The 23102-nt window shown below is 32.4% G+C and carries 22 protein-coding genes; 14 read left to right on the forward strand and 8 right to left on the reverse strand.

The features are described from left to right. Window positions 1-52: 52 nt before the first annotated feature. The 9 genes from GR162_RS14520 to GR162_RS14560 all read left to right on the forward strand — a co-directional run bounded on the left by GR162_RS14520 (window position 53) and on the right by GR162_RS14560 (window position 10466). Window positions 53-1486, forward strand: a complete 1434-nt coding sequence (locus tag GR162_RS14520; protein WP_160782746.1) for an MBOAT family protein — start codon at window positions 53-55, stop codon at window positions 1484-1486. Continuing rightward, window positions 1486-2370: a hypothetical protein gene (locus GR162_RS14525; protein WP_160782747.1), complete on the forward strand. Its 885-nt coding sequence runs from the start codon at window positions 1486-1488 to the stop codon at window positions 2368-2370. The genes GR162_RS14520 and GR162_RS14525 overlap by 1 nt, the downstream gene beginning before the upstream one ends. A 1-nt stretch (window position 2371) precedes the next feature. Beyond that, the gene (locus GR162_RS14530; protein ID WP_160782748.1) at window positions 2372-3772 is read left to right on the forward strand and encodes a UDP-glycosyltransferase; all 1401 of its coding nucleotides are present in this window, start codon (window positions 2372-2374) and stop codon (window positions 3770-3772) included. Continuing rightward, window positions 3754-4914 (forward strand): glycosyltransferase family 4 protein, encoded by a 1161-nt coding sequence (locus tag GR162_RS14535; RefSeq protein WP_160782749.1) that lies wholly within the window; start codon window positions 3754-3756, stop codon window positions 4912-4914. The genes GR162_RS14530 and GR162_RS14535 overlap by 19 nt, the downstream gene beginning before the upstream one ends. A gap of 16 nt (window positions 4915-4930) precedes the next feature. Beyond that, a complete protein-coding gene (locus GR162_RS14540; protein WP_160782750.1) occupies window positions 4931-5485 on the forward strand; it encodes a serine O-acetyltransferase in 555 nt (184 codons plus the stop codon). Continuing rightward, window positions 5485-6603 carry a glycosyltransferase family 4 protein gene (locus GR162_RS14545; protein ID WP_160782751.1) on the forward strand — a complete coding sequence of 373 codons (1119 nt, stop codon included), beginning with the start codon at window positions 5485-5487 and terminating at the stop codon, window positions 6601-6603. The genes GR162_RS14540 and GR162_RS14545 overlap by 1 nt, the downstream gene beginning before the upstream one ends. Next, entirely contained in the window at window positions 6600-7670 is a 1071-nt protein-coding gene (locus tag GR162_RS14550) for a glycosyltransferase (protein WP_160782752.1), read from the forward strand. The genes GR162_RS14545 and GR162_RS14550 overlap by 4 nt, the downstream gene beginning before the upstream one ends. Next, window positions 7667-9007, forward strand: coding sequence for an O-antigen ligase (locus GR162_RS14555; protein ID WP_160782753.1), 1341 nt, complete (start codon window positions 7667-7669; stop codon window positions 9005-9007). The genes GR162_RS14550 and GR162_RS14555 overlap by 4 nt, the downstream gene beginning before the upstream one ends. Before the next feature lie 64 nt (window positions 9008-9071). Beyond that, window positions 9072-10466 carry a sugar transferase gene (locus GR162_RS14560; RefSeq protein ID WP_160782754.1) on the forward strand — a complete coding sequence of 465 codons (1395 nt, stop codon included), beginning with the start codon at window positions 9072-9074 and terminating at the stop codon, window positions 10464-10466. A 6-nt stretch (window positions 10467-10472) separates the two neighbouring features. On the opposite strand, the gene GR162_RS14565 is transcribed toward GR162_RS14560, so the two are convergent. Both GR162_RS14565 and GR162_RS14570 read right to left on the reverse strand, forming a co-directional pair. Further along, window positions 10473-11609 (reverse strand): DUF4105 domain-containing protein, encoded by a 1137-nt coding sequence (locus GR162_RS14565; protein ID WP_160782755.1) that lies wholly within the window; start codon window positions 11607-11609, stop codon window positions 10473-10475. A 34-nt stretch (window positions 11610-11643) separates the two neighbouring features. Then, on the reverse strand, window positions 11644-12627 hold the full coding sequence (locus GR162_RS14570) for a PorV/PorQ family protein (protein WP_160782934.1): 984 nt from the start codon (window positions 12625-12627) through the stop codon (window positions 11644-11646). Between the two features lie 275 nt (window positions 12628-12902). Between GR162_RS14570 and GR162_RS14575 the strand changes: the two genes are divergently transcribed. Then, window positions 12903-13613 (forward strand): phosphatidylcholine/phosphatidylserine synthase, encoded by a 711-nt coding sequence (locus GR162_RS14575; protein WP_160782756.1) that lies wholly within the window; start codon window positions 12903-12905, stop codon window positions 13611-13613. A gap of 9 nt (window positions 13614-13622) precedes the next feature. Then, window positions 13623-14477, forward strand: coding sequence for a glycoside hydrolase family 25 protein (locus GR162_RS14580; RefSeq protein WP_160782757.1), 855 nt, complete (start codon window positions 13623-13625; stop codon window positions 14475-14477). 13 nt (window positions 14478-14490) lie between these two features. On the opposite strand, the gene GR162_RS14585 is transcribed toward GR162_RS14580, so the two are convergent. The 5 genes from GR162_RS14585 to GR162_RS14605 all read right to left on the reverse strand — a co-directional run bounded on the left by GR162_RS14585 (window position 14491) and on the right by GR162_RS14605 (window position 17862). Next, the gene (locus GR162_RS14585) at window positions 14491-14718 is read right to left on the reverse strand and encodes a DUF5808 domain-containing protein (protein WP_008464442.1); all 228 of its coding nucleotides are present in this window, start codon (window positions 14716-14718) and stop codon (window positions 14491-14493) included. An 80-nt stretch (window positions 14719-14798) separates the two neighbouring features. Further along, window positions 14799-15539 (reverse strand): LPS export ABC transporter ATP-binding protein, encoded by a 741-nt coding sequence (gene lptB / locus GR162_RS14590; RefSeq protein WP_008464443.1) that lies wholly within the window; start codon window positions 15537-15539, stop codon window positions 14799-14801. Window positions 15540-15738: 199 nt separating this feature from the next. Beyond that, window positions 15739-16089, reverse strand: coding sequence for a carboxymuconolactone decarboxylase family protein (locus GR162_RS14595; RefSeq protein WP_008464444.1), 351 nt, complete (start codon window positions 16087-16089; stop codon window positions 15739-15741). Next, window positions 16082-16897, reverse strand: a complete 816-nt coding sequence (tatC, locus tag GR162_RS14600) for a twin-arginine translocase subunit TatC (protein WP_160782758.1) — start codon at window positions 16895-16897, stop codon at window positions 16082-16084. Before tatC ends, GR162_RS14595 begins: the two co-directional genes overlap by 8 nt. Further along, window positions 16897-17862, reverse strand: a complete 966-nt coding sequence (locus GR162_RS14605) for an SIS domain-containing protein (protein WP_160782759.1) — start codon at window positions 17860-17862, stop codon at window positions 16897-16899. Before GR162_RS14605 ends, tatC begins: the two co-directional genes overlap by 1 nt. Window positions 17863-17948: 86 nt before the next feature. On the opposite strand from GR162_RS14605, the gene recQ reads away from it, so the two are divergent. Further along, window positions 17949-20144, forward strand: a complete 2196-nt coding sequence (gene recQ / locus GR162_RS14610) for a DNA helicase RecQ (RefSeq protein WP_160782760.1) — start codon at window positions 17949-17951, stop codon at window positions 20142-20144. Window positions 20145-20259: 115 nt separating this feature from the next. Here the strand turns inward: recQ and GR162_RS14615 are convergent, their stop codons facing one another. After that, window positions 20260-20499: a hypothetical protein gene (locus GR162_RS14615; protein WP_160782761.1), complete on the reverse strand. Its 240-nt coding sequence runs from the start codon at window positions 20497-20499 to the stop codon at window positions 20260-20262. A gap of 257 nt (window positions 20500-20756) precedes the next feature. Between GR162_RS14615 and GR162_RS14620 the strand changes: the two genes are divergently transcribed. Together GR162_RS14620 and GR162_RS14625 are read left to right on the forward strand one after the other, a co-directional pair. Then, on the forward strand, window positions 20757-22316 hold the full coding sequence (locus GR162_RS14620; protein ID WP_160782762.1) for an NAD(P)/FAD-dependent oxidoreductase: 1560 nt from the start codon (window positions 20757-20759) through the stop codon (window positions 22314-22316). Window positions 22317-22391: 75 nt separating this feature from the next. Continuing rightward, entirely contained in the window at window positions 22392-23093 is a 702-nt protein-coding gene (locus GR162_RS14625; protein ID WP_160782763.1) for an SMI1/KNR4 family protein, read from the forward strand. Window positions 23094-23102: the final 9 nt, after the last annotated feature.

A 23102-nucleotide genomic window follows, 5' to 3' on the forward strand; every position in this document is an offset into this window, starting at 1 on the left:
ATTTATAGATATTTTAGCACATTAAAAATACAATCCAATTTTAAGAATATTTATGTTTTTTAACTCTATAGCTTTTGCTCTTTTTCTGCCAATTGTTTTCTTCTTATATTGGTTTGTTTTTAATAAAAACAAAAGCACGCAAAATGCATTGTTAATTGTTGCGAGCTATTACTTCTACTCTTGCTGGGATTGGAGATTTTTATTCTTATTAGTTTTTTCAACTTTTCTAGATTATTATACTGGAATTCAAATTGAAAAAGGAAGATCTCAGAAAAGCCGAAATTTTTGGTTTTGGCTCAGCATCACAGTAAATCTTGGTTTTTTAGGGTTATTTAAATATTATAATTTCTTCGCTTCTTCTTTCGCAGAATTACTGACTTTAGCTGGATTTAAAGCAAACCCTCTTTTGCTGAATGTTATTCTTCCTGTTGGAATTTCATTTTATACATTTCACGGACTTTCGTATGTAATAGATATTTATTTTAAAAGAATAAAAGCTGAATACAATTTTGTGGATTATTCTTTGTTTGTAAGTTACTTTCCACTTCTCGTTGCTGGGCCTATAGAAAGAGCAACTCATTTATTGCCTCAGGTTAAAGTAAAAAGAGAATTCGATTTTCAGATAGCTAAAGAAGGTGTTTATCAAATCATTTGGGGACTAGTTAAAAAAGTAGTTATTGCAGATACATGTGCACCTTATGCAAATGCCATTTTTGATAATTATACTTCAATGAATTCTTTCTCACTTATAGTTGGAGCTATTTATTTCGCTTTTCAGATTTATGGAGATTTCTCAGGATATTCAGATATTGCTTTAGGAGTTTCGAAATTATTCGGTTTAGATCTGTTAAGGAATTTTAATTATCCCTATTTTTCGAGAGACATTGCAGAATTTTGGCGCCGCTGGCATATTTCACTTTCATCATGGTTTCGAGATTATTTATATATACCATTGGGAGGGAGCAAAGGTGGGCTCTGGATGAAAATTAGAAACACTTTTATAATTTTTGTAGTCAGTGGCTTTTGGCATGGAGCAAATTGGACATACATTGCTTGGGGATTTATAAATGCAGTCTACTTTCTACTCTTACTTTTATCAAACAGCAATCGAAACAATATGGATACAATTCAATTGAAATTCAATTTTGATTCTGTAAAGGTATTTGCCAGCATATTTTATACATTCATATTAACTTGTATAGCATGGGTCTTTTTTAGGGCAAGAACGATAACAGATGCGGTTTCATATCTAAAACGCATTATAACTAGTAAAGATTTTAGTTTTCAGTATCTCGATAATGAACGTTATAGTTATGAACTGTTATTGATGATTGGGGTGTTTGTTTTAATCGAATGGAATAATCGTTCAAAAATAGAACCGCTTTCAGGAAAAATGAGCCTCTTAAAAACAGCTTTAGCCATTTTAGCGATAATGGCTTTTGGAACTTTCTCAGATTATAAAGAATTTATATATTTTCAGTTTTAATGAAGAAATTTTTAATTTATACAGCTACAATTGTTTTAATGACTGTGTTAATAGCATTTCTATTAGACGGAATCTATACCTATGCCTTTATGCAATCTAATAAAAGAGGAAAAATTGAGAAAGTTTTCAATTCTGACGCTAAAAAGTACGATGTTGTGATTCTAGGCTCTTCAAGAGCAAACAATCATTTTGTAGCTCAAATGTTTAAAGATAAAGGGCTAGAAACATTTAATTACGGAATGAGTGGAGGACATTTATTTGAAGCCTCTTTAATGCTAAAATTAATGATTGAAAGAAAATATGAAATCAAGAATGTTATCCTTGAGGCTGACTTAAATCTTTCTAACGATCATCAAGCTGAAGGAATTTCAGCGAGATTCTTGCCATACATTCATAACTCAGAAATCATAAAAGATCATTTCTCTAAAGAATCAGATTTTAATGAGCTATATTATCTTCCTTTTTATAGATATATCAAATACGACAGTAAGATCGGATTTAGAGAATTTTTTTTCATTTCTATTGGTAAAAAAACAAATGCACAAGATAATTTAGGTTATTATCCTCTTGAAAAACATAAAAATGGCAATATGAAAAATAATATTGTCAATTTGAACCCGTTAAATCGGAACAAATATTATGAAGAGATTAGAAAAATTTGCAAAGAACATCATATAAAATTTATTCCAGTAATGACTCCTATTTGTGAAAATACTGCTGGGATGAATTATTTTGAAAAGGTAAAAAGAGTCTATCCAGAGATTCATAACTATGAAAATGTAGTTGTAGAAGATAAATATTTTTCAACTTGTGGACACATGAACGATGCAGGGGCGCAGATTTTTACAGCAAGGATATTAAAAGATTTTTTCAAAAAAAAATAAAATGAAAAAAGATAAGGTTTTATTATTGTTTCCAGACGGTGTTGGAGTAAGGAATTATCTTTATTCGAATGTATTTAAAGATTTTCAAGGAGATTTAGTCCTCTTCCATAACTTCGATTCAGAAACTATAAAAGCAATTGAAAAAAACACTTCAATAAATGAAGATATTGTAATCCCAAATTATAAGGAGTCTGTCAAAGAAAAGTTTCTTCGCGAATTGATATGTCTTTCAAGATTATATTATAATCAATCAAAGGTTAATAATTCAACATTGTTAGCAAACTGGAAGTGGAACCAAAAAACATTTTCTAAAAAGATTTTTTACAAATTAATTCAGGTTATAGCTCCATATTGTAAAAATTACCATAGAATTTTAAAGCTTGAAAAAAAATATCAGCAAGCTATCCGCAAAAATAAGTTTTATAAAGAGGTTAAAGATATTTTAGAAGAAGCCAAACCTTCAGTTGTTTTTTGCTCTCATCAAAGAGCATTAAAAGCGGCTACAATATTTAGTGCGGCGGCAGACTTAAATATTCCCACAGCAACAGTTATATATTCTTGGGATAATTTACCAAAGGCACGTTTGGCATTACGAGCTGATAATTATTTAGTTTGGTCAGATTACATGAAAAAAGAACTGAATTTGTATTATCCAGAAATAAAACCAGAGCAAACTCATGTCACAGGAACTCCTCAATTTGAATTTTATCGTGATTCAGACAATATAATTGATAAAGAAGTCTTTTATGAAAAGTATAATCTAGATCCTAATAAGAAAATTATTTGTTTCTCGGGCGATGACACAAAAACATCCCCAGATGATCCATCTTACTTAAATGATGTTGCAGAAGAAATTACTAAAGCTAATCTGCAAAATGAATATCAGATATTGTTAAGGAGATGTCCTGTAGATTTGTCGGGTAGATTTGATAAAATTTTAGATCAGTACAAAGATTTAATTAAGGAAGCTGCTCCTTTATGGTATTTTACCAAATCAAAAGAATGGAATGTAGTGTATCCTTCAGTCGAAGATGTAAAATTATTAGTAAGTACAGCTTTTTATTCAGATATAGTTGTTAATGTTGGTTCGACAATGGGTTTTGATTTTGCTATGTTTAATAAACCTTGTGTATTTATTAATTACGATCAAGATAATAAAATCGTAAATGATTGGTCCGTAAAAACAATTTACAACTATCAACATTTCAGAAGTATGCCAGATTCTGATGCAGTTATTTGGTTAAACAGCAAAGAGGAAATAGTTGATAAGCTTACATTTCCTAAAAGATGCACTGAAAGTATGCTAAGATGGAAAGATATTGTTCTAGAAGATTATAATAATTCTTCTGATAAACTACAAAAGATAATTAAAACGAGTCCACAATGCACATCTGTTTCTTAACTAACGAATATCCTAAAGAAGGATTTCCTCATGGTGGAATTGGTAGTTTTGTTAAGACTTTAGCTATTGCATTGGTAAAAAAAGGAATTAAAGTTTCTGTTGTTGGAACCAATTATACTTTAAAAACTGAAACTCAAAATATTGATGGAGTTGACGTTTATAGGTTAAAACCAAATAAAACAAAAGGATTGTCTTGGTACTTCAATTCTAAAGCAATCAATTCAAAACTGCGAGAAATTCATACAGAGAGTCCTATTCAGGTTGTTGAATCTTCTGAACTTGGCCTTGCATTTATTTACAAAATAAAATCTGTAAAATATATTATTAGACTTCACGGCGGACATCATTTTTTTGCTGAAAGCGAAAATAGGGGCATTAATAAATGGAAAGGATTTCAGGAAAAAAAATCGTTTAAAAAATGTGATGCGTTTATTACTGTTTCTAAATATGTAAAATTACATACAGAAAAATACTTGAGTTTAGATAATAAACCCGTTGGTTACATTAGTAATCCAATCAATACCGATTTTTTTAAGCCAATTCAAGAAAATAAAGTAGAAAATAAAATTGTTTTTGCTGGAACTGTATGCGAGAAAAAAGGAATACGACAATTAATACAAGCTTTTCCTTTTGTTAAAAATGAATTTCCTAATGCTATTCTGGAAATTTATGGTAGGGAGTGGTTTTTTTCAGATGGGAGTTCTTATATGCAAATGTTAAAAGATAAAGAACTGCCTCAATTGGGAGCTATTAAAAAAGATATACATTTTAAAGGTGCTGTCTCCTATTTGGATATTCCTATTGCTTACTCACAGGCTGAGGTCTGCGTTTTTCCTTCTCATATGGAAACCCAAGGTCTTGTTGCTCCAGAGGCAATGGCAATGGAAAAAACAGTTGTTTTTACAAAACTAGGTCCAGGTCCAGAAGCAATTACGGATTATCAAACAGGATTATTATGTGATCCTCACAATCCTGAAAATATTGCAGAAAAAATTATTTGGGTTTTCTCAAACAAAAAAGAATCTGAAACGATTGGGAAAAAGGCAAGAGAATTTGTACTTCAAAAATATTCATTAAAAAGTATTGTGCTTCAAAATATAGATTTCTATAAAAGAATAATTTTAAATAACAGTCGTAATTAGAAAAACGAATAATACAATGAATCTATTTGAATTAATCGCTTCAGATTATAAAAAACATAAAAAATACGGAGGTAATTTTTTTACGATTGTATTTTTCACACAAGGTTTTTGGGCTGTTTTTCAATATAGAATTGCTCATTGTATTTTTTCAAATGTAAAATGGCAACCATTTAGATTTTTACTCATTTTTATGGGATTAGCAAGTCAAAAAATAATTGAAATTGTAACGGGAATCTCTATTCCAGCTTCTGCAAAAATTGGACATTCTTTTTATATAGGACATTTTGGTGGAATTATTATTAATGCCAACGCAATAATTGGGAATAATTGTAATATTTCACAAGGTGTTACAATAGGAGTTTCGGGACGAGGATCGAATAGAGGAGTACCTGTAATTGGTGACGAAGTATATATTGGCGTAAATGCGGTTATCTCTGGAAGTATTATTGTAGGAAATCAGGTAGTAATAGGAGCTTGTTCACTTGTAAATACTTCGTTAGAAGAAAACTCCGTAGTGCTGGGTGTTCCAGCTATAGTCATATCTAAAAATGGTTCTAAAGGTTATATTTAATGAAGCTATTAGTTATTTCTGGGGCTCCGTTTATCTTTAAGGGAGAAAAAAGCTTTGCCTACAGTCCTTATGTAAAAGAATTAGTCGTTTGGGAAAAACACGTTAAAGATATTTCTTTTTGTTGTCCAGTTTGGAAAAATGAAAATGGACTTCTAATAGAAGAAATTCCATTTCAATTTCGAAAACATTATAAATTAATTGATTTTAATTTAAGTAGCTTTCTGAATATTGTTAAAAGTTTTTTTTCAGCTTTTTTTAATATGTTGATTATTATGAAAGCCATGAATGATGCCGATCACATTCATTTAAGATGTCCAGGAAATATGGGATTGCTTGGCTGTATCATTCAAATACTTTTTCCTTCGAAAAAAAAGACAGCAAAATATGCTGGAAATTGGGATCCCAAGAGCAAACAACCTTTAACCTACAGAATGCAAAAATGGATTTTAAACAATACATTTTTAACTAGAAATATGCAGGTTTTAGTTTATGGAGAATGGGAAAATCAGTCAAAAAATATTAAGTCCTTTTTTACCGCTACTTATTCTGATTTGGAAAAAGAAGTTGTATTGAAAGATAAGAAAAGTGCAGAAAAGACTTTTATTTTTGTTGGGACTCTTGCTCATGGCAAAAATCCAATGTATGCTGTGAAACTAATTGAGGAATTAATTAAAAATGATAACAGGGCGATACTCCATATTTTTGGAGAAGGAATCGAAAGAGCTCGTTTAGAAAATTATATAAAAAAGAATCAGCTTGAAAAATTTGTTTTTTTGCATGGAAATCAAAATAAGGAAACTCTTAAGCATTTTTATAAAAAAAGTCATTTTATGATATTACCTTCTAAAAGTGAAGGCTGGCCAAAAGCAATTGCTGAAGGAATGTTTTGGGGTTGCGTACCACTAGCAACAAATGTCTCTTGTGTACCTTTTATGATTGATTACGGGAAAAGAGGAGTTTTATTAGAGATGAACATAGAAGAAGATATTACCCAAGTACAAGCAATTATATCCGATCAAGATAGGTTTGAAGAAATGAGTACATTAGCCTTTAATTGGTCTCAAAATTATACAGTTGAAAGATTTGAAAGCGAAATTGAAAAATTGCTTGTAAAATGAGAGTTTTACAATTAATAGATTCTTTAGATGCTGGGGGAGCTGAAAGAATTGCAGTAAATTATGCAAATGCTCTAACAGATAAAATAGAGTTTTCTGGTTTGATAGCAACCAGAAAAGAAGGTCAGTTGTTTGGTCAATTGAATAAGAATGTTTCTTATTCATTTTTAAATAAAAAAAAGAAAATTGATTTTGGTGCTATTTTTAGATTAAGAAAATTTATAGTAAAAAATCAAGTGTCTATTGTTCATGCTCATGGATCTTCTTTTTTTACTGCAGTTTTAACAAAATTGATTTTGCCGAAAATTAAGATTATTTGGCATGACCATTACGGAGCCAGATTTAAGGAATCAAGACAGAAAAATCAAGTTTTAATTTTTTGTTCATTCTTCTTTTCTTCAATTTTAGTTGTCAATTTACAATTGAAAGAATGGAGTAAAAACAATTTGTTTTGTAAAAAAATAACTTTCATTCCTAATTTTGCATTAATGCAAGGTGAATCTCAGAAAATTACAAACTTAAAAGGAATAGAAAATAAACGTATTATTTTTTTGGCCAATCTTAAAAACCCTAAAAATCATATTGTTATTTTAAAAGCTTTTCATGATTTGAGATTAAAAGATTTAAATTGGACCTTGCATTTGATAGGGAAAGACTACGAAGATACTTATTCACAAGTTTTGAAAGATTTCATAAAATCAAATTCTTTGGAAAATCATATACATTTGTACGGAACAAAGAGTGATATTCAATATATATTATCTCAAGCTTCAGTTGGAGTTTTAGCCTCTACAGATGAAGGATTTCCAGTAACTCTATTAGAATATGCTTTGGCAAGTCTACCTGTTATTTCAACAAATGTAGGTTATTGCTCAGAAATTATTGATGACGAAGTAAATGGACTGCTATTCGATCCATTGAATGAATTGCAAGTGAAAAATAAGTTAGAAAAAATTATTGACAGCGAATCTTTTAGAAACAAACTCGCTGAAAATTTTAGACAAACTGTCGTTAAAAATTATTCAAAAGAAAAAGTCATCGAAAATCTGTTGGCAGAATATAAAATATGAAAAAGAAATCATTATCATATACATTTTTTGTTTTGATTCATATAATCATAGGATTGGTTATTTTTATATTGCCGTTTTTATCTAAAATTTACGCACTCGTAATCCCAATCGTAGGACTTTCGATTGTTATTCGAAATCAGAATCAAAATAACGAAGTGATTTATGTGGCAGCATATCTTGTTGGTGTTGAGGTTTTTTTGAGAATGACAGGAGGGAATTTTAATAATGAATATATAAAATTTCTCGTCATTTTTTTTATGATAATTGGAATGTTTTATAGTAACTTCTCCATAAGATCATTTTTATATATTGTTTTTCTGCTTTTATTAATTCCAGGAATTCTCATGGCAGCTTCTGTTGAGGACCTTAATTTTGATGTGAAAAAAGCGATAATTTTTAACTTGTCAGGTTTGTTTTGTTTGGCAATTGCCTCCATGTATATGTTTAAAAAAAGGTTGTTATTTTCAGAGCTACAGAACATATTAATTACTCTAGGATTACCGATTATCTCAACTGTTGTTTATTTGTTTTTATACAATCCTAGTGTAAAAGACGTAGTAAGAGGAACTCAATCTAATTTTGAAACCTCAGGGGGATTTGGTCCTAACCAAGTATCAACAATTTTAGGATTGGGAATGTTTATTTTTTTTTCACAATTAGTTTTATTTTCAAAATCAAAGAGGGAAATCATTTTAAATATTGTTTTATTAATATTTATCAGCTACCGAGCAATTGCAACCTTTTCTAGAGGCGGAGTAATTACAGGGGTTGTTATGATTCTTTGCATACTACTAGTTTTTTTTTCTTTTTCAAATGAAAGAGGAAGAAGAAAAATTGCTTTAGTTTTTCTATTAGCAGGAATTTTAGGAGTTGGAATATGGTCATATACCTCGTTACAAACTTATGGGCTTATTGAAAAAAGATATGCTAATCAAGATGCTAAAGGAAGAATAAAAAAAGATAGATTAGGAGGAAGAGAGGCTGTTATTGATACAGATTTAAAATTGTTTCTTGATAATCCTATTTTGGGTGCTGGAGTAGGAATAGGAAAAGAAGAGAGAAAAGAATCTTTAGGGCAAGCTGTAGCTGCTCATAATGAAATTTCGCGTTTGCTTAGCGAACATGGTTTGTTCGGTATTTTTAGTTTTCTTATTTTACTTTTTGTTCCTTTTGCTCTTTACATAAATAATAGGCAACATATCTATTTTTTCTCTTTTTTTCTCTTTTGGCTCCTAACTATAAATCATGCGGCTTTAAGAATAGCCGCACCAGCATTCGTATACGCACTATGCCTACTTTCAGTGCAAATAAAAATTCCCGAAGAAACAGAAAATTAATAGATTAGTTATATTTTTTTGCGATACATTTGCTTTGCCCTAACCAAATTAAAACCTACAAGAGATGTTATCAAAAAAGAAAATGCATTTCGAAATCTCGGAGAGGAAGATCTTACTCCTTTCTTTCGATGCTGTTTTTATTCTATTTGCTTTATATTTATTAAGCGCAATCTTTGATTATCATTATTTCGCCTTTGATTTAAGTAGCTCGCTTAGCATACTTTTAATAGTCAGCTATCTTTTTGTCTTTGGTGTAATATTTGAAATCTATAATCTACAGGTAGCAAGCAATCATCTGCAGATTCTGCAAAATGTCGTTTTTACCGCAACAGCCACTGTTTTAGCTTATTTGTTTACGCCTGTTCTTTCTCCGGTACTGCCCAAACAAAGATTAGTAATTGTAATATTTTATTTTACAATACTAATTACATTATTGCTTTGGCGTTTGTTCTATTGCTATTTTCTAGCCTCTCATCGTTTTTCGCAAAATGTTGTTTTGATTTGTGATCAAAGTGAAGTTGAAAAATTAGTCTTAGGATTGGAAAGCGTTGATCCGCATTACAAAATTATTGGTTTCGTTAATTCCGATTCTGTTGCAGATGAAAATTTAGATTTTCATTATGTAAACGAAATAAAGAAAGAAGATTTAGAACGTTTCGTCTCTACACATTATGTCTCAGAAATTGTAATTGCTTCTCAGAAAACAGATGGTATAACTTCCGATCTATATCAGCAGCTCCTTCATTTATTAGAAAAAGGATATATCATACGCGAATACACACAAGTTTACGAAAGCAAAACACAGCGAATTCCTGTTCATCACATAGAAAGAGATTTTTATAGATTTTTCCCCTTTAGCAGAAGTAATAGTAATAAACTGTACTTGTCTTTGGTTCGTCTTATCGAACTCATGTTTTCTATTCTGGGGCTTTTAATCAGTCTGTTTTTTATTCCGATAATTTTCCTCTGCAATCTATTTGCCAATAAAGGAAGCCTTTTTTACACTCAAGAAAGAGTAGGGAAAAATGGAGTAGTCTTCGAGATTTACAAGTTTAGAACAATGACCGAGAATTCAGAGGCAAATGGAGCTGTTTTTGCAACCCATAATGACAAAAGAGTTACTCCATTTGGTAAATTTATGAGAAAGTCTAGAATTGATGAACTTCCTCAATTTATTAATGTCTTAAAAGGTGATATGGGCGTAATTGGCCCGAGGCCTGAACGTCCTTTTTTTGTTGAAGAAATTGCCGCTGTAATGCCTTTTTATGAAACGCGTCATGTAATTAAACCTGGACTTACTGGATGGGCACAGGTTAATTATTCTTATGGAGAATCAATTGACGAAAGTTTGGTTAAACTTCAGTATGATTTGTATTATATCAAACACAGAAGTATATTTCTCGACCTAAGTATTACTTTTAAAACCATTACGACGGTTTTATTCTATAGAGGTCAATAAAAGTTTTTAGATTATAATCGGAATTGGTTTTTTGTTGCGAATTGCGGTTCGCACTAAAACCACTCCGTTTGTAATGATCAATGGTAAAGTGATAAAGAAATGTGCTTTGTTTATTAAAAACAAAAAGTAAATCACTAAAAGCACAAAGTTGATTAACGAAAATCTATACGTCCATAGTTTGTTTTTGAAAATTGAAAACAAAACTAAAAGCAATAAAAGCGGGCTAAAAAGCAATACGTTGTAATTCATAGCCAGTTCTTGGTGAAAAGAATAAAATCCCATCGCGACAAAAAATATTCCCATTAAAGATAAAATCAAAAAATAGATTTTATCAACCGTTTTGTTTCTGGCGAATATTACGAAAAGTAAGATAAACAGATAAGTATAAATATTATTCCACCAAGAGCTTGGTGTTTCTTTTGTAAACTCTAGTAGCGTTTTGCTTTTGGCAGAAAGAGGTTTATTCTGGAAAGTGGTTTTATCTAAACTGTTTTTTAATTCGAAAGGAAGAAAAATTCTGGTTCCCATTTGGTCCACTTTAGTTCCGAAAATAATGCTAGTTCCTAATTGATCATAAAAATGCCCGTCAAAATAAGGAAATAGGATAGAACGGTAGGTTTTATCTGTGTCCTCTTTTTTAGTTATTGCATTTTGATTTAGTGATTTATTAATAACATCAACAACCATCGAGGTGCAATTTTTATCAATAAACTTATAAGTATAATATCTTTCTTCAGAAAATAAAGAATGATTCAGATTGTCAAATATTTTTTGTTTTAAAGGAAGAGAAACTAGAAGTTCCTGTTCATAAACACTTCGTTTGTCATTACTATATTCGTTTATAAAATCAGAAAAAGGATGAGTAATAATAAAATATTGTAAATCGCCTTTTGCAAATTTGGCTACGAAATTTGGTGTTCTAAAATCAAAAGCGCCATAATTGTAAACAATATCAATATTATTTGCAGGATCGGCGACACGAACGGCTGTATGTCCAAAATAAGAATACGTTTCGTTTCCAAGTCCACAAGTCAGAACACTTATCTTAGCGTCTTTAGATAAAGTTAAACTTTGGCTGAAACCAATAAAACTGGATAAGAATAATACAATAAAAAATGCTTTTTTGGATAGGACAGTTTTCATGATTTTAAAATTTTAAATGTTTTATGGTTTCTAATTATCTAAAGATACCCAAATCTACTTTTAGCGAAAAAATATTAGAATATAATGCGGTGCTTTGGTTTCCTAAATCGGTCAAAGCGTAATCAATTTGTATGCCTTTATACCTAAATCCTAAACCAATATTAGGCTGAAAATTTACTTTTTCTGTATTATCCAGCTGCGTTACATTCTGAAAGTTTCCTACGCCAGCTCGTACAAATACTAAGTCGGTATAGCCAAACTCAAACCCTAGAGCTGGGTCTATACTTATAGGTTTTGAAGAGATAATATCGTTTGTCTGTTCAAATCGCATATTTAAATTTGCTGAGGTAACGAGACTGCATTCGTTATGAAAATCAAATCTTTTAGAAACGCCCAATTGCGCCTTTGGCAATGTAATTTCGGTGCTTTCTGGCAAAGTGTTATTTTCTCCCGGAATAGCATTGGCGATTTTTTCATATTCTTGTTCGTCAATATTCCACACATTGTAAGTTGTGGTGATGTCGCGAAGCATTAAACCAAACTTCCAATCATTTCTTTCAAATTGAAGTCCAATATCAAATCCAAAACCCCAAGAATTGGCAAATTTTCCAATCACTCTTCGAATTACTTTTGCATTTACGCCATATTGAAATCCGTCTACAGGCAGTTTCCGGGCATAAGAAAAAGTAAAACCGTAATCTGCCGTAGAGAAAAGGCTAATTCTGTTATAATCGATATTTCCTTGATTGTCGATTAATTGCGTGGTATCCATAATATCGTCTACTCCAAAACGAATCATCGAAATTCCCCACGCGCTTCTGTCGTCAATTGGACTTGCGTAACCAATGTAATCGTATTGCGCGATATTGGCAAAGTAGCTGGCGTGCATTAAAGAAATCTGGTGGTCTTTAAGATGTATCAAACCTGCTGGATTCCAGTAAACGGCATTTACATCATTTGAAGAGGCCGTTACGGCACTTGCCATTCCAAGAGCTGCGGCATCGACCCCAATATTCATAAATTCATTCGAATATTTTCGAACGGTTTGCGCATACTGAAAAGTACAACTCCAAAAGAATAAAAACACTAAATATTTCTTCAACGTATATGTTTTTGCAGATCGAGGCCTGTTTTAAATTTTTATCAAAAATATAATATTTTACTCATCTAATAAGTTCCTTTGCTTAAATATTCCCAAAGTCGCATTTCGAAATAAAAAACTCTCGAAAAAACTCGTTTTGCATCCAGTTATTATGCTAAATTTGTTCTCTGCCATTATCAAATTTTTAAGCTATGAATATTAAAAAGCATATCCCAAATCTAATTACATTAATTAATCTTTTCTGCGGCTGTATCGCAATTGTTTATGTTTCTCAGAACAATTATTTAATGGCTTTTTATATAGTTTGCTTAGGAATCTTTTTTGATTTCTTCGATGGTTTTTTTGCCAGATTATTTAAAGTTTCAAGTCCGCTTGGATTACAGTTGGATTCTCTTGCAGATATGGTAACAAGCGGAGTAACGCCAGGATATGTGATGTATAGCATGTTTACTAACAGCGCGCACGAGTTAGGTACGCATCCTGCAATTTCGTTTTTAGGATTTATCATTACTTTAGGATCTTGCAATCGTTTGGCTAATTTTAATATCGATACACGCCAGACGGATTCTTTTATCGGGTTACCAACACCTGCAAATGCTTTGTTTATTTTAAGTCTTCCTTTGGTAATTTCATTTTCAGATTCTTTGATGATTTTAGAAATCTTAACTAATCAATGGGTTTTATTAGTGATAACATTGTGTAGCGCTTATATTTTAAATGCTGAAATTCCGTTGTTTGCTTTAAAAATTAAAAAATTCAGTTTGAAAGAAAATGCACTTCAAATCGTATTTTTGATTATTTCTGTATTAATGATTGTTTTCCTTCAATATATCGCAATTCCATTGATTATTGCTTTTTATGTATTGCTGTCGATCATTAATAATCTTTTTTTGAAAAAGTAATTCTGTTTAATGGCAAGAAAAACGACTTATCGTAAAACATATTCAAGAAAACCAGCTGGAAGATCTTTTCTGAGCAGACTTTTTCGAGGACTTTTATTGATTTTTTTCGGACTTTTATTCATTGGGATAGTTTATCATTATCGCCAAGGGCTTGCTTATTATTTAGGTTTTAAAACTGAAAAAGTTTTAGAAGAAGATGAGGTTGACAAGCATCTTTCTGATGTTCGAAATATTCGAGTTCTAGAAAATCATAAAGGAAAAGTAATTGGGATTGACGTTTCTGAATTTCAAGGAAAAGTAGACTGGGAAGAAGTTGAAATCTTAGATGAAAAATATCCCGTTCAGTTTGTTTTTATCCGTGCAACAGCAGGAAATGACCGTGTTGATAGACAATTTAAAAGAAATTGGGAAGGTGCAAAAGAAAACAAAATCATGCGTGGCGCTTATCATTATTATCGCCCCAACGAAAATTCTATTGAACAGGCAGATCTTTTCATTAAAACAGTAAAATTGCAGAAAGGAGATCTTCCTCCAGTTTTAGATATCGAAAAATTGCCAAAAAATCAGCCTTTAGACAGTTTAAAAAAAGGTTTGAAACGTTGGTTGAATAAAGTGGAGAAACATTACCAAGTTCGTCCAATAATTTATTCAGGAGAACGATATTATTCTGATTTTTTAAAAGAAGAATTCGGAGATTATTTGTTTTGGATTGCCAATTATAATTTCTACAGAGAAAAAATCGAAGATGATTGGCTGTTTTGGCAGTTTACAGAAAAAGCTTCTTTGCCAGGAATCAAACATCGAGTTGATGTTAATATCTACAATGGCGATTTAGAGCAATTGCATTTTATTACAGTGGAATAAAAGCCTTCAGTTTTCAGAGAGTATTTGATAAAACCAAAATAACAATTATTATAAAAGGCAAAAGAAGCATTACAGAATACGGATTGGCAAAATTTATAGTATAACCCATCCATTGAATCTTTTTAGGAGGAAGCAATCTTTTGTCTTTAGGGTTATAATAACAGGTATTGAAGAAATACCAATTCTTTGGATCTTTATGCCAATTGTCGTAATCTTCCTGAGTTGGTTTTTCTGATTTCATTTGCAGCTTTTTTTAAGAATCTTAGATTAAAAAAAAATGGTAAAAAGCAATTTACTTTTTACCATTCATGTATAACTTTCTTAAAATTCAAGTTTCTTTTTACGAAGCTCGAAGTTTTGTCCCAGATATACTCTACGAACCATTTCGTCTTCTACAAGCTCTTCTGGAACTCCAGCTTTTAGAATTCCTCCTTCAAACATTAAGTATGTTTTATCGGTAATCGCTAAAGTTTCTTGAACGTTGTGATCGGTAATTAAGATTCCGATGTTTTTGTTTTTCAATTGCGCCACAATTCGCTGAATATCTTCAACCGCAACTGGGTCAACTCCGGCAAAAGGTTCGTCTAATAAAATAAATTTAGGATCGGTTGCTAATGCGCGGGCAATTTCGGTACGACGACGCTCACCTCCAGAAAGTAAATCGCCTCGGTTGGTGCGAATATGTTCTAAACTGAATTCTTCAATTAGACTTTCCATTTTAGCAATTTGAGCTTCTTTAGAAAGTTTTGTCAATTGTAAAACGCTCAAGATATTGTCTTCAATACTTAATTTTCTAAAAACAGAAGCTTCTTGTGCCAAATAACCAATTCCCTGCTGAGCACGTTTGTACATCGGATAGTCGGTAATATTTAAATCATCAAGAAAAATATTCCCTTGATTTGGTTTTACCAATCCTACAATCATATAGAATGATGTTGTTTTTCCAGCTCCATTTGGCCCCAAAAGCCCTACAATTTCTCCTTGATTTACTTCAACAGAAATTCCTTTTACAACACTTCGCCCTTTATAGGTTTTGATTAAATTATCGGCTCTTAGCTTCATTTGTTCAATTAGATAATTAGATAATTTGAAAATGAGATAATTGTACTAGCTCAAATTCAATTTTAAAATTTATTCGAAGAGGCAAATTAAAAGTAAAATAATCAATCAGATAAATGAATTAACAAATTATTGCATTTTCAAAATTAGATATTTACGTTTTCAAGGTAATTATCTAATTTTCTAATTGACACATTTCTAATTATTTTCCCTGTTCTTCAAGTGCTTCCCAGAATTCGTAAGCTCTTCTTAAATGAGGAATAACAATTGTTCCTCCAACAAGAGTGGCAATTCCCATAGCTTCCATCATTTCTTCTTTAGAAACGCCTTCTTTATAGCTGGTTTCCAAATGGTATTTTACACAGTCGTCACATCTTAAAACTGTAGAGGCTACCAAACCTAAAAGTTCTTTTGTTTTTACATCAAGAGCACCTTCTGCATATGCATTAGTGTCAAGATTAAAAATTCGCTTTACAATTTTGTTGTTGTCAGCAAGCAGTTTTTCGTTCATTCTAGAACGGTAGTCGTTAAATTCTTGAACTATATCAGACATTTTCTTTTAATTTATTTTTATAGACAATCTTCGAAATTAGGATACTAACCTCGTAAATAATTAACATTGGAATTGCAACAATAGTCTGGCTCACAACATCAGGTGGTGTTACAATAGCAGCGATGATCAAAATCAATATTACAGCGTATTTCCAATATTTTCTTAAGAATTCAGGAGTAACTAATCCTAGTTTGGTTAAGAAATAAATGGCAATTGGGAGTTCAAAAAAGATGGCACTTCCCAAAATACTTGTTTTTACCATTCCCATATAAGATTCCAGCGTGAATTGGTTTTTTACGATATCACTGATAGAGAATGTTGCAACGAAGTTTACCGACATCGGAATTACGACAAAATAGCCGAACAAAACTCCCAAAAAGAAAAGTAAAGAAGAAACGAAGATGAACAATTTCGCGTTTTTTCTTTCTTTTTCATAAAGTGCCGGGCTGATAAACTTCCAAATTTCCCACAATATATAAGGGAAACTCAAAATAAAACCTGCCAGAAGACACATCCATACAAAAATATTGACTTGGCCTTCCATTTCGGTATTCTGAATAATGAAATTCAGTTCGGTAATACAAATACTATCTGCAAATCCTAATGAATGAGATAAATCGCAAAACCAAACATACGTAAAAAATGTTGGTCTAATCGGACCTAAAATAATTTGATCAAATAAATAATCACTAATAAAATAAGTTACAATTGCCATTATGATTGTTGCAAGTGTACTTCTAACCAATAACCATCTTAGTTCTTCAAGATGATCTAAAAATGACATTTCGCCAAGATTTTTCTTTGCCATTATACGATTCCTTCTTTTAAAATGTCATGTAAATGTAAAACTCCTTTATATTCTCCGTTATCCGCAACGATCAATTGTGTGATCGAAAAGTCTTCTAAAATATTTAAAGCATCAACTGCCATAGTTTCAGACGAAACTACTTTAGGATTTCTAGACATAATATCTTTTGCTGTTAAATCTGCTATAGTATCTACGTCGTTTAGCATTCTTCGGATGTCTCCATCGGTAATAATTCCAACAATTTTATTGTCTTCAATTACTGCAGTAACACCTAATCTTTTTTCAGAGATTTCAAAAATCGCTTTTTTGATAGAAGTATCAGGAGTGACAGCTGGTTTTAATGAATGCTCGATCATGTCTTTTACACGAAGTAGTAATTTTTTCCCTAAAGCGCCTCCTGGATGATAAACCGCAAAATCTTCTGGTTTAAAATCACGCATTTCCATTAGGCAAACAGCTAAAGCGTCACCCATTACAAGCTGTGCTGTTGTACTATTTGTAGGAGCTAAATTGATAGGACAGGCTTCTGTGTCGACAGTTGTATTTAAAACTAGATCAGAGCCTTTTGCTAAAAATGAAGTTGTGTTTCCTGTAATGGCAATTAAAGTATTTCCAAATCTTTTTAATAAAGGAACAAGGACTTTAATTTCAGGACTATTTCCGCTTTTAGAAATGCAGATAATGACATCGTCATTTTGGATCATTCCTAAATCACCGTGAATAGCTTCTGCTGCATGCAAAAACATAGAAGGAGTTCCAGTTGAGTTAAAAGTAGCCACCATTTTTTGAGCAATGATTGCGCTTTTTCCAATTCCTGTAACGATTAGACGGCCTTTAGATTCGTATATGCGTTGGACAGCTTCGTAAAAATTTTCGTCCAAAAAATCAATTAGTTTTGTAATTGCTTCACTTTCAGAGAGTATTGTTTTCTTGGCTATCGCCAATATATTTTCTTTTGTGATCAAAACAGAATATTTAAAATTTGTATGTATAAAAGAAAGTTGTATCTTTATGTGTTGCAAATTTATACAAAATACCATTAATATAGAGAATGAATTCAAATGAAATTGAAATACATAAAGAATTAAAGAAGTATTTCGGCTTTAGCCAATTTAAAGGCTTGCAGGAGCAAGTCATTACGAGTATTTTAGACGAGAAGAATACGTTCGTAATAATGCCGACTGGTGGAGGGAAATCTCTTTGTTATCAACTGCCAGCTTTAATTCAAGAAGGAACAGCAATTGTTGTTTCTCCTTTAATTGCTTTGATGAAAAATCAGGTTGACGCAATTCGAAGTCTTTCGTCTGAAAATGGAATTGCACATGTATTAAACTCCTCTCTAACCAAAACAGAAATTGCTCAAGTCAAAAAAGACATTACATCTGGATTGACCAAACTTTTGTATGTAGCCCCAGAATCACTAACAAAAGAAGAATATGTTGCCTTTTTGCAAAGCGTGCCTATTTCTTTTGTAGCCATTGATGAGGCACACTGTATCTCAGAATGGGGGCATGATTTTAGACCAGAGTATAGAAATCTGCGAAATATAATTAAGCAGCTGGGTAAAGTGCCAATTATTGGACTTACCGCAACCGCAACACCAAAGGTTCAGGAAGATATTCTGAAAAACCTTGACATGGCCGATGCCAATACTTTTAAAGCATCGTTCAACAGACCGAACTTGTATTATGAAGTTCGTACCAAAACAAAAAATATTGAGTCGGATATTATTCGATTTATCAAACAGCATAAAGGCAAATCTGGGATTATTTACTGCTTAAGCCGTAAAAAAGTAGAATCGATTGCCGAAGTTTTACAAGTAAACGGAATCAGTGCTGTTCCTTATCATGCAGGTTTAGATGCCAAAACGCGGGCCAAACATCAAGATATGTTTTTGATGGAAGATGTTGATGTCGTTGTAGCAACAATAGCTTTCGGAATGGGAATCGATAAACCAGACGTTCGTTTTGTAATTCACCATGATATTCCGAAATCTCTTGAAAGTTATTACCAAGAAACCGGTCGCGCAGGACGTGACGGTGGAGAAGGACATTGTTTAGCGTACTACTCTTATAAGGATGTAGAAAAGCTCGAGAAATTTATGTCTGGAAAACCAGTTGCCGAACAAGAAATTGGTTTTGCACTTTTACAGGAAGTTGTGGCTTACGCCGAAACTTCGATGTCGCGCAGAAAATTCCTTCTTCATTATTTCGGTGAAGAATTTGACAGCGAAACAGGTGAGGGAGCTGACATGGATGATAACGTTCGTAATCCGAAACATAAAGTCGAGGCCAAAGATCAAGTGGTTAAATTGTTGGAAATTGTTCGCGATACCAAGCATATTTATAAATCAAAAGAAATTGTATTTACTCTAATTGGCCGTATCAATGCGGTTATTAAAGCGCATAAAACAGATACACAGCCTTATTTTGGTTCTGGTTCAGACCACGACGAAAAATATTGGATGGCATTGTTGAGACAAGTTTTGGTAACAGGACTTTTATCAAAAGACATTGAGACTTATGGCGTAATAAAAATTACAAAGGAAGGTTTAGATTTTATTAAAAAGCCAGTTTCGTTTATGATGTCTGAAGATCATGAATACACCGAAGCCGATGATGAAACTATTGTAACAGGAGGTAAATCTTCTGGAACAGCAGATGAAGTTTTAACAGGAATGCTTCGTGAGCTTCGTAAAAAAGTGGCTAAGAAATTGGGAGTTCCTCCATTCGTAGTTTTCCAAGATCCTTCGATCGAAGATATGGCTTTAAAATATCCGATAACAATTCAGGAATTATACAACATTCATGGTGTTGGTGAAGGAAAAGCAAAAAAATACGGAAGCGAATTTGTTGCCCTAATCAGTCGTTATGTTGAGGACAACGATATTATTCGCCCAGACGATTTAGTCGTAAAATCTACAGGGGTAAATTCTGCCAACAAATTATACATCATACAGAATATTGATAGAAAACTTCCATTAAGTGATATTGCTTCCGCGAAAGGTTTAACGATGGATGCTTTGATCAAAGAAATGGAACAGATTGTTTATTCTGGAACAAAACTGAACATCAAATATTGGTTAGACGATATTTTAGATGACGATCAGCAGGAAGAAATTCACGATTATTTCATGGAATCGGAATCTGATAAAATCGAAGACGCACTAAAAGAATTTGACGGCGATTACGATATTGACGAATTGCGTTTAATGCGTATTAAGTTTATTAGCGAGGTCGCGAACTAAAGTTAAATTCCAAAATATAAATTCCAAATTCCAGTTGTTTCATCAACTTGGAATTTGGAATTTTTTTATTGAAATTTCCAAAGTTTTGGAATTTGGAATTTAAAATATTGGAATTTTATTCAGTATATAATTCCCCTCGATGTGGTTTCAAAGCATCTCTTACTTGAATCATATTTTCGTCAGTTACTACCATAAAAGCTATGGCATACATTTCGTCTATGATTTTGTATCCTGTAATATTTAAAGGTAATTTTTCGATTGCAATATATTCTTTTAAATGAATTTCGTGGTGTTCAGCAGTCTTAGCTGATGCAGGCCCTCGGAAATCCCAGATTAGTTTTATTTTTCTAGACATTTTTTTATAAGGTGCAAAGGTTCTGAGGAACAAAGGTACAAAGGTTTTTTTTAAGGTTCATTGTAGAGACGCACTGCAGTGCGTCTACGCAACGTGTGTTCGTAATATGTTAGACGCACTGCAGTGCGTCTCTACGATATTCCTTGTGTTGAAAATCTGCGTGCAAATTTTATAGTACAGATAAAATCTCATTTCAAAATAGTACTTTTGCATGTTCTTTTCATAGAAAGAAAAGCTAATAGAATAAATAAGACAAAATGCCTAAAGAACTTTTACTTCAAGTTACACCCGAAATTGCTGCAAACGAATCATTGCTAAAAGACTATTTGTCTAAGCAGATTAAAGTTTCTGCTCAAGAAATTCAGCACATTTCCATTTTAAAACGCTCTATTGATGCACGTCAGAAAGCGATTAAAATCAATTTGAAAGTTCTTATTTATTTAAAAGGCGAACCTTTTCAGGAAACGAAAATTGAACTTCCTATATATAAAGATGTTTCCAATGCACAAGAAGTTATTGTAGTTGGAGCAGGCCCAGCCGGACTTTTTGCTGCTTTGCAATTAATTGAATTAGGTTTAAAACCAATCGTGTTGGAACGCGGAAAAGATGTTCGAGGCCGTCGTCGTGACTTAAAAGCGATAAACCGCGAGCATATCGTAAACGAAGATTCTAATTACTGTTTTGGAGAAGGTGGAGCAGGAACATATTCTGATGGAAAATTATATACCCGTTCTAAAAAGCGTGGAGATGTAACCCGAATACTAGAACTTTTAGTGGCTTTTGGCGCTTCTGAAGATATTTTGGTAGAAGCGCATCCGCACATTGGAACCAATAAGCTTCCTAAAATTATTGAAGATATAAGAAATAAAATCAGAGAATTCGGTGGACAAGTTTTGTTTGAAACTCGTGTCGATGATATTTTGGTGAAGAATAATGAAGTTGAAGGGATCGTAACGCATAACGGAGATAAAATTCACGCTAATAAATTAATCTTGGCAACAGGGCATTCAGCCCGTGATATTTTTGAATTATTAGATAAAAAGAAAATTTTAATTGAAGCAAAACCTTTTGCTTTGGGAGTTCGTGCAGAACATTCACAGGAATTAATTGACAGTATTCAATACAGCTGTGATTTCCGTGGAAAGCATTTGCCACCAGCGCCGTATTCGATCGTAAAACAAGTTAACGGACGCGGAATGTACTCATTCTGTATGTGTCCAGGTGGTGTAATTGCGCCATGCGCTACAAGTCCAGGTGAGGTTGTTACAAATGGTTGGTCGCCATCTAAACGTGATCAGGCAACAGCAAATTCTGGAATTGTGGTCGAATTGAAATTGGAAGATTTCAAGCCTTTTGCAAAATTCGGAGCTTTGGCGGGAATGGAATTTCAAAAAAGCATCGAACAAAGAGCTTGGCATTTGGCTGGTGAGACTCAAAAAGTTCCGGCGCAAAGAATGATTGATTTTACAAAAAGTAAAGTTTCTGCAGATATTCCGAAAACTTCTTATGTGCCAGGAACTACTTCGGTAGAACTGGGGCAGGTTTTTCCAGGATTTTTGACTCAGATTATGCGTCAGGGATTTCAGGAGTTCGGAAAATCAATGCGCGGATATTTAACTAATGAAGCTATTTTGCATGCACCAGAAAGTAGAACTTCATCGCCAGTAAGAATTCCGAGAGATCCTATGACTTTAGAGCATTTGCAAATCAAAGGATTATATCCGTGCGGAGAAGGTGCGGGTTACGCTGGAGGAATCATTTCTGCAGCAATTGATGGGGAAAAATGTGCCTTGATGATTGCAGAATCCTTGAAATAATTGACTTCAGGTTTTTTGGTGTAGTAAAAAGATTGTTATCTTAGTGGTTTGATTGTAATAGAATTTGCCCCAAAGATGACAATACAAGAAATAGAAAAAAAATACGGATTTAATTTTCCGCTTTTATACAAGCAATTAGACGCCGACGGAATGTTGGACGTCGGAGAATATGGTCCAAATTGGTATACAGAAATTTATCCAACCTTAAAAGATAATCCGCCTCTGCTTTTGCATTCTTATGATTTTGAATCGCTGAATTTGAAATCGGTTGCAGAAGAAATAGAAGAACTTAGAGATCCAGAGGATTATCGAAATATCAATCCAGAATTTAAATTTATTCCGTTTGCCAAAAGTGGCGGAGGAGATCATTATTGTTTCTTTTTAAACGAAGAAAACAATGGCGATGTCCCTATAGTTTTTGTCTGGCATGATTCTAACGAAGTCAATTACCTGGCAAAAAACCTTCAGGATTTCATCTTCAAAGTTTTATTGATCGATATGTCAAAACAAGATGTTTATAATGGACTTACTGACAAGGAATTTAGAGAAGATATAGAATCAGTATTTAAATCGCACAAAAAATATCTTACTGAGGAGCAAAACGATATTCTGTCATCCATTTTAAAACGAGACATTATCGACTATGAAATACATGTTTCACCAAAAATAGTAGAATCGGCAAGAGGATTACTGACTGATTTCGAATTGGAATCTATTGTGAACGAAGTAATTCCTTTTGATAAAATGAATCAGAGTTTTAGGTATTCAAACGATTAATTTTTAATA

It is taken from the genome of Flavobacterium sp. HBTb2-11-1, from assembly GCF_009826975.1.
Classification (GTDB): domain Bacteria; phylum Bacteroidota; class Bacteroidia; order Flavobacteriales; family Flavobacteriaceae; genus Flavobacterium.

Coding starts and splice junctions, on each gene's coding strand:
- GR162_RS14520 (WP_160782746.1), top strand. CDS start 53: ATGTTTTTTAACTCTATAGCTTTTGCTCTTTTTCTGCCAATTGTTTTC.
- GR162_RS14525 (WP_160782747.1), top strand. CDS start 1,486: ATGAAGAAATTTTTAATTTATACAGCTACAATTGTTTTAATGACTGTG.
- GR162_RS14530 (WP_160782748.1), top strand. CDS start 2,372: ATGAAAAAAGATAAGGTTTTATTATTGTTTCCAGACGGTGTTGGAGTA.
- GR162_RS14535 (WP_160782749.1), top strand. CDS start 3,754: ATGCACATCTGTTTCTTAACTAACGAATATCCTAAAGAAGGATTTCCT.
- GR162_RS14540 (WP_160782750.1), top strand. CDS start 4,931: ATGAATCTATTTGAATTAATCGCTTCAGATTATAAAAAACATAAAAAA.
- GR162_RS14545 (WP_160782751.1), top strand. CDS start 5,485: ATGAAGCTATTAGTTATTTCTGGGGCTCCGTTTATCTTTAAGGGAGAA.
- GR162_RS14550 (WP_160782752.1), top strand. CDS start 6,600: ATGAGAGTTTTACAATTAATAGATTCTTTAGATGCTGGGGGAGCTGAA.
- GR162_RS14555 (WP_160782753.1), top strand. CDS start 7,667: ATGAAAAAGAAATCATTATCATATACATTTTTTGTTTTGATTCATATA.
- GR162_RS14560 (WP_160782754.1), top strand. CDS start 9,072: ATGTTATCAAAAAAGAAAATGCATTTCGAAATCTCGGAGAGGAAGATC.
- GR162_RS14565 (WP_160782755.1), bottom strand. CDS start 11,609: ATGAAAACTGTCCTATCCAAAAAAGCATTTTTTATTGTATTATTCTTA.
- GR162_RS14570 (WP_160782934.1), bottom strand. CDS start 12,627: ATGAATATTGGGGTCGATGCCGCAGCTCTTGGAATGGCAAGTGCCGTA.
- GR162_RS14575 (WP_160782756.1), top strand. CDS start 12,903: ATGAATATTAAAAAGCATATCCCAAATCTAATTACATTAATTAATCTT.
- GR162_RS14580 (WP_160782757.1), top strand. CDS start 13,623: ATGGCAAGAAAAACGACTTATCGTAAAACATATTCAAGAAAACCAGCT.
- GR162_RS14585 (WP_008464442.1), bottom strand. CDS start 14,718: ATGAAATCAGAAAAACCAACTCAGGAAGATTACGACAATTGGCATAAA.
- lptB (WP_008464443.1), bottom strand. CDS start 15,539: ATGAAGCTAAGAGCCGATAATTTAATCAAAACCTATAAAGGGCGAAGT.
- GR162_RS14595 (WP_008464444.1), bottom strand. CDS start 16,089: ATGTCTGATATAGTTCAAGAATTTAACGACTACCGTTCTAGAATGAAC.
- tatC (WP_160782758.1), bottom strand. CDS start 16,897: ATGGCAAAGAAAAATCTTGGCGAAATGTCATTTTTAGATCATCTTGAA.
- recQ (WP_160782760.1), top strand. CDS start 17,949: ATGAATTCAAATGAAATTGAAATACATAAAGAATTAAAGAAGTATTTC.
- GR162_RS14615 (WP_160782761.1), bottom strand. CDS start 20,499: ATGTCTAGAAAAATAAAACTAATCTGGGATTTCCGAGGGCCTGCATCA.
- GR162_RS14620 (WP_160782762.1), top strand. CDS start 20,757: ATGCCTAAAGAACTTTTACTTCAAGTTACACCCGAAATTGCTGCAAAC.
- GR162_RS14625 (WP_160782763.1), top strand. CDS start 22,392: ATGACAATACAAGAAATAGAAAAAAAATACGGATTTAATTTTCCGCTT.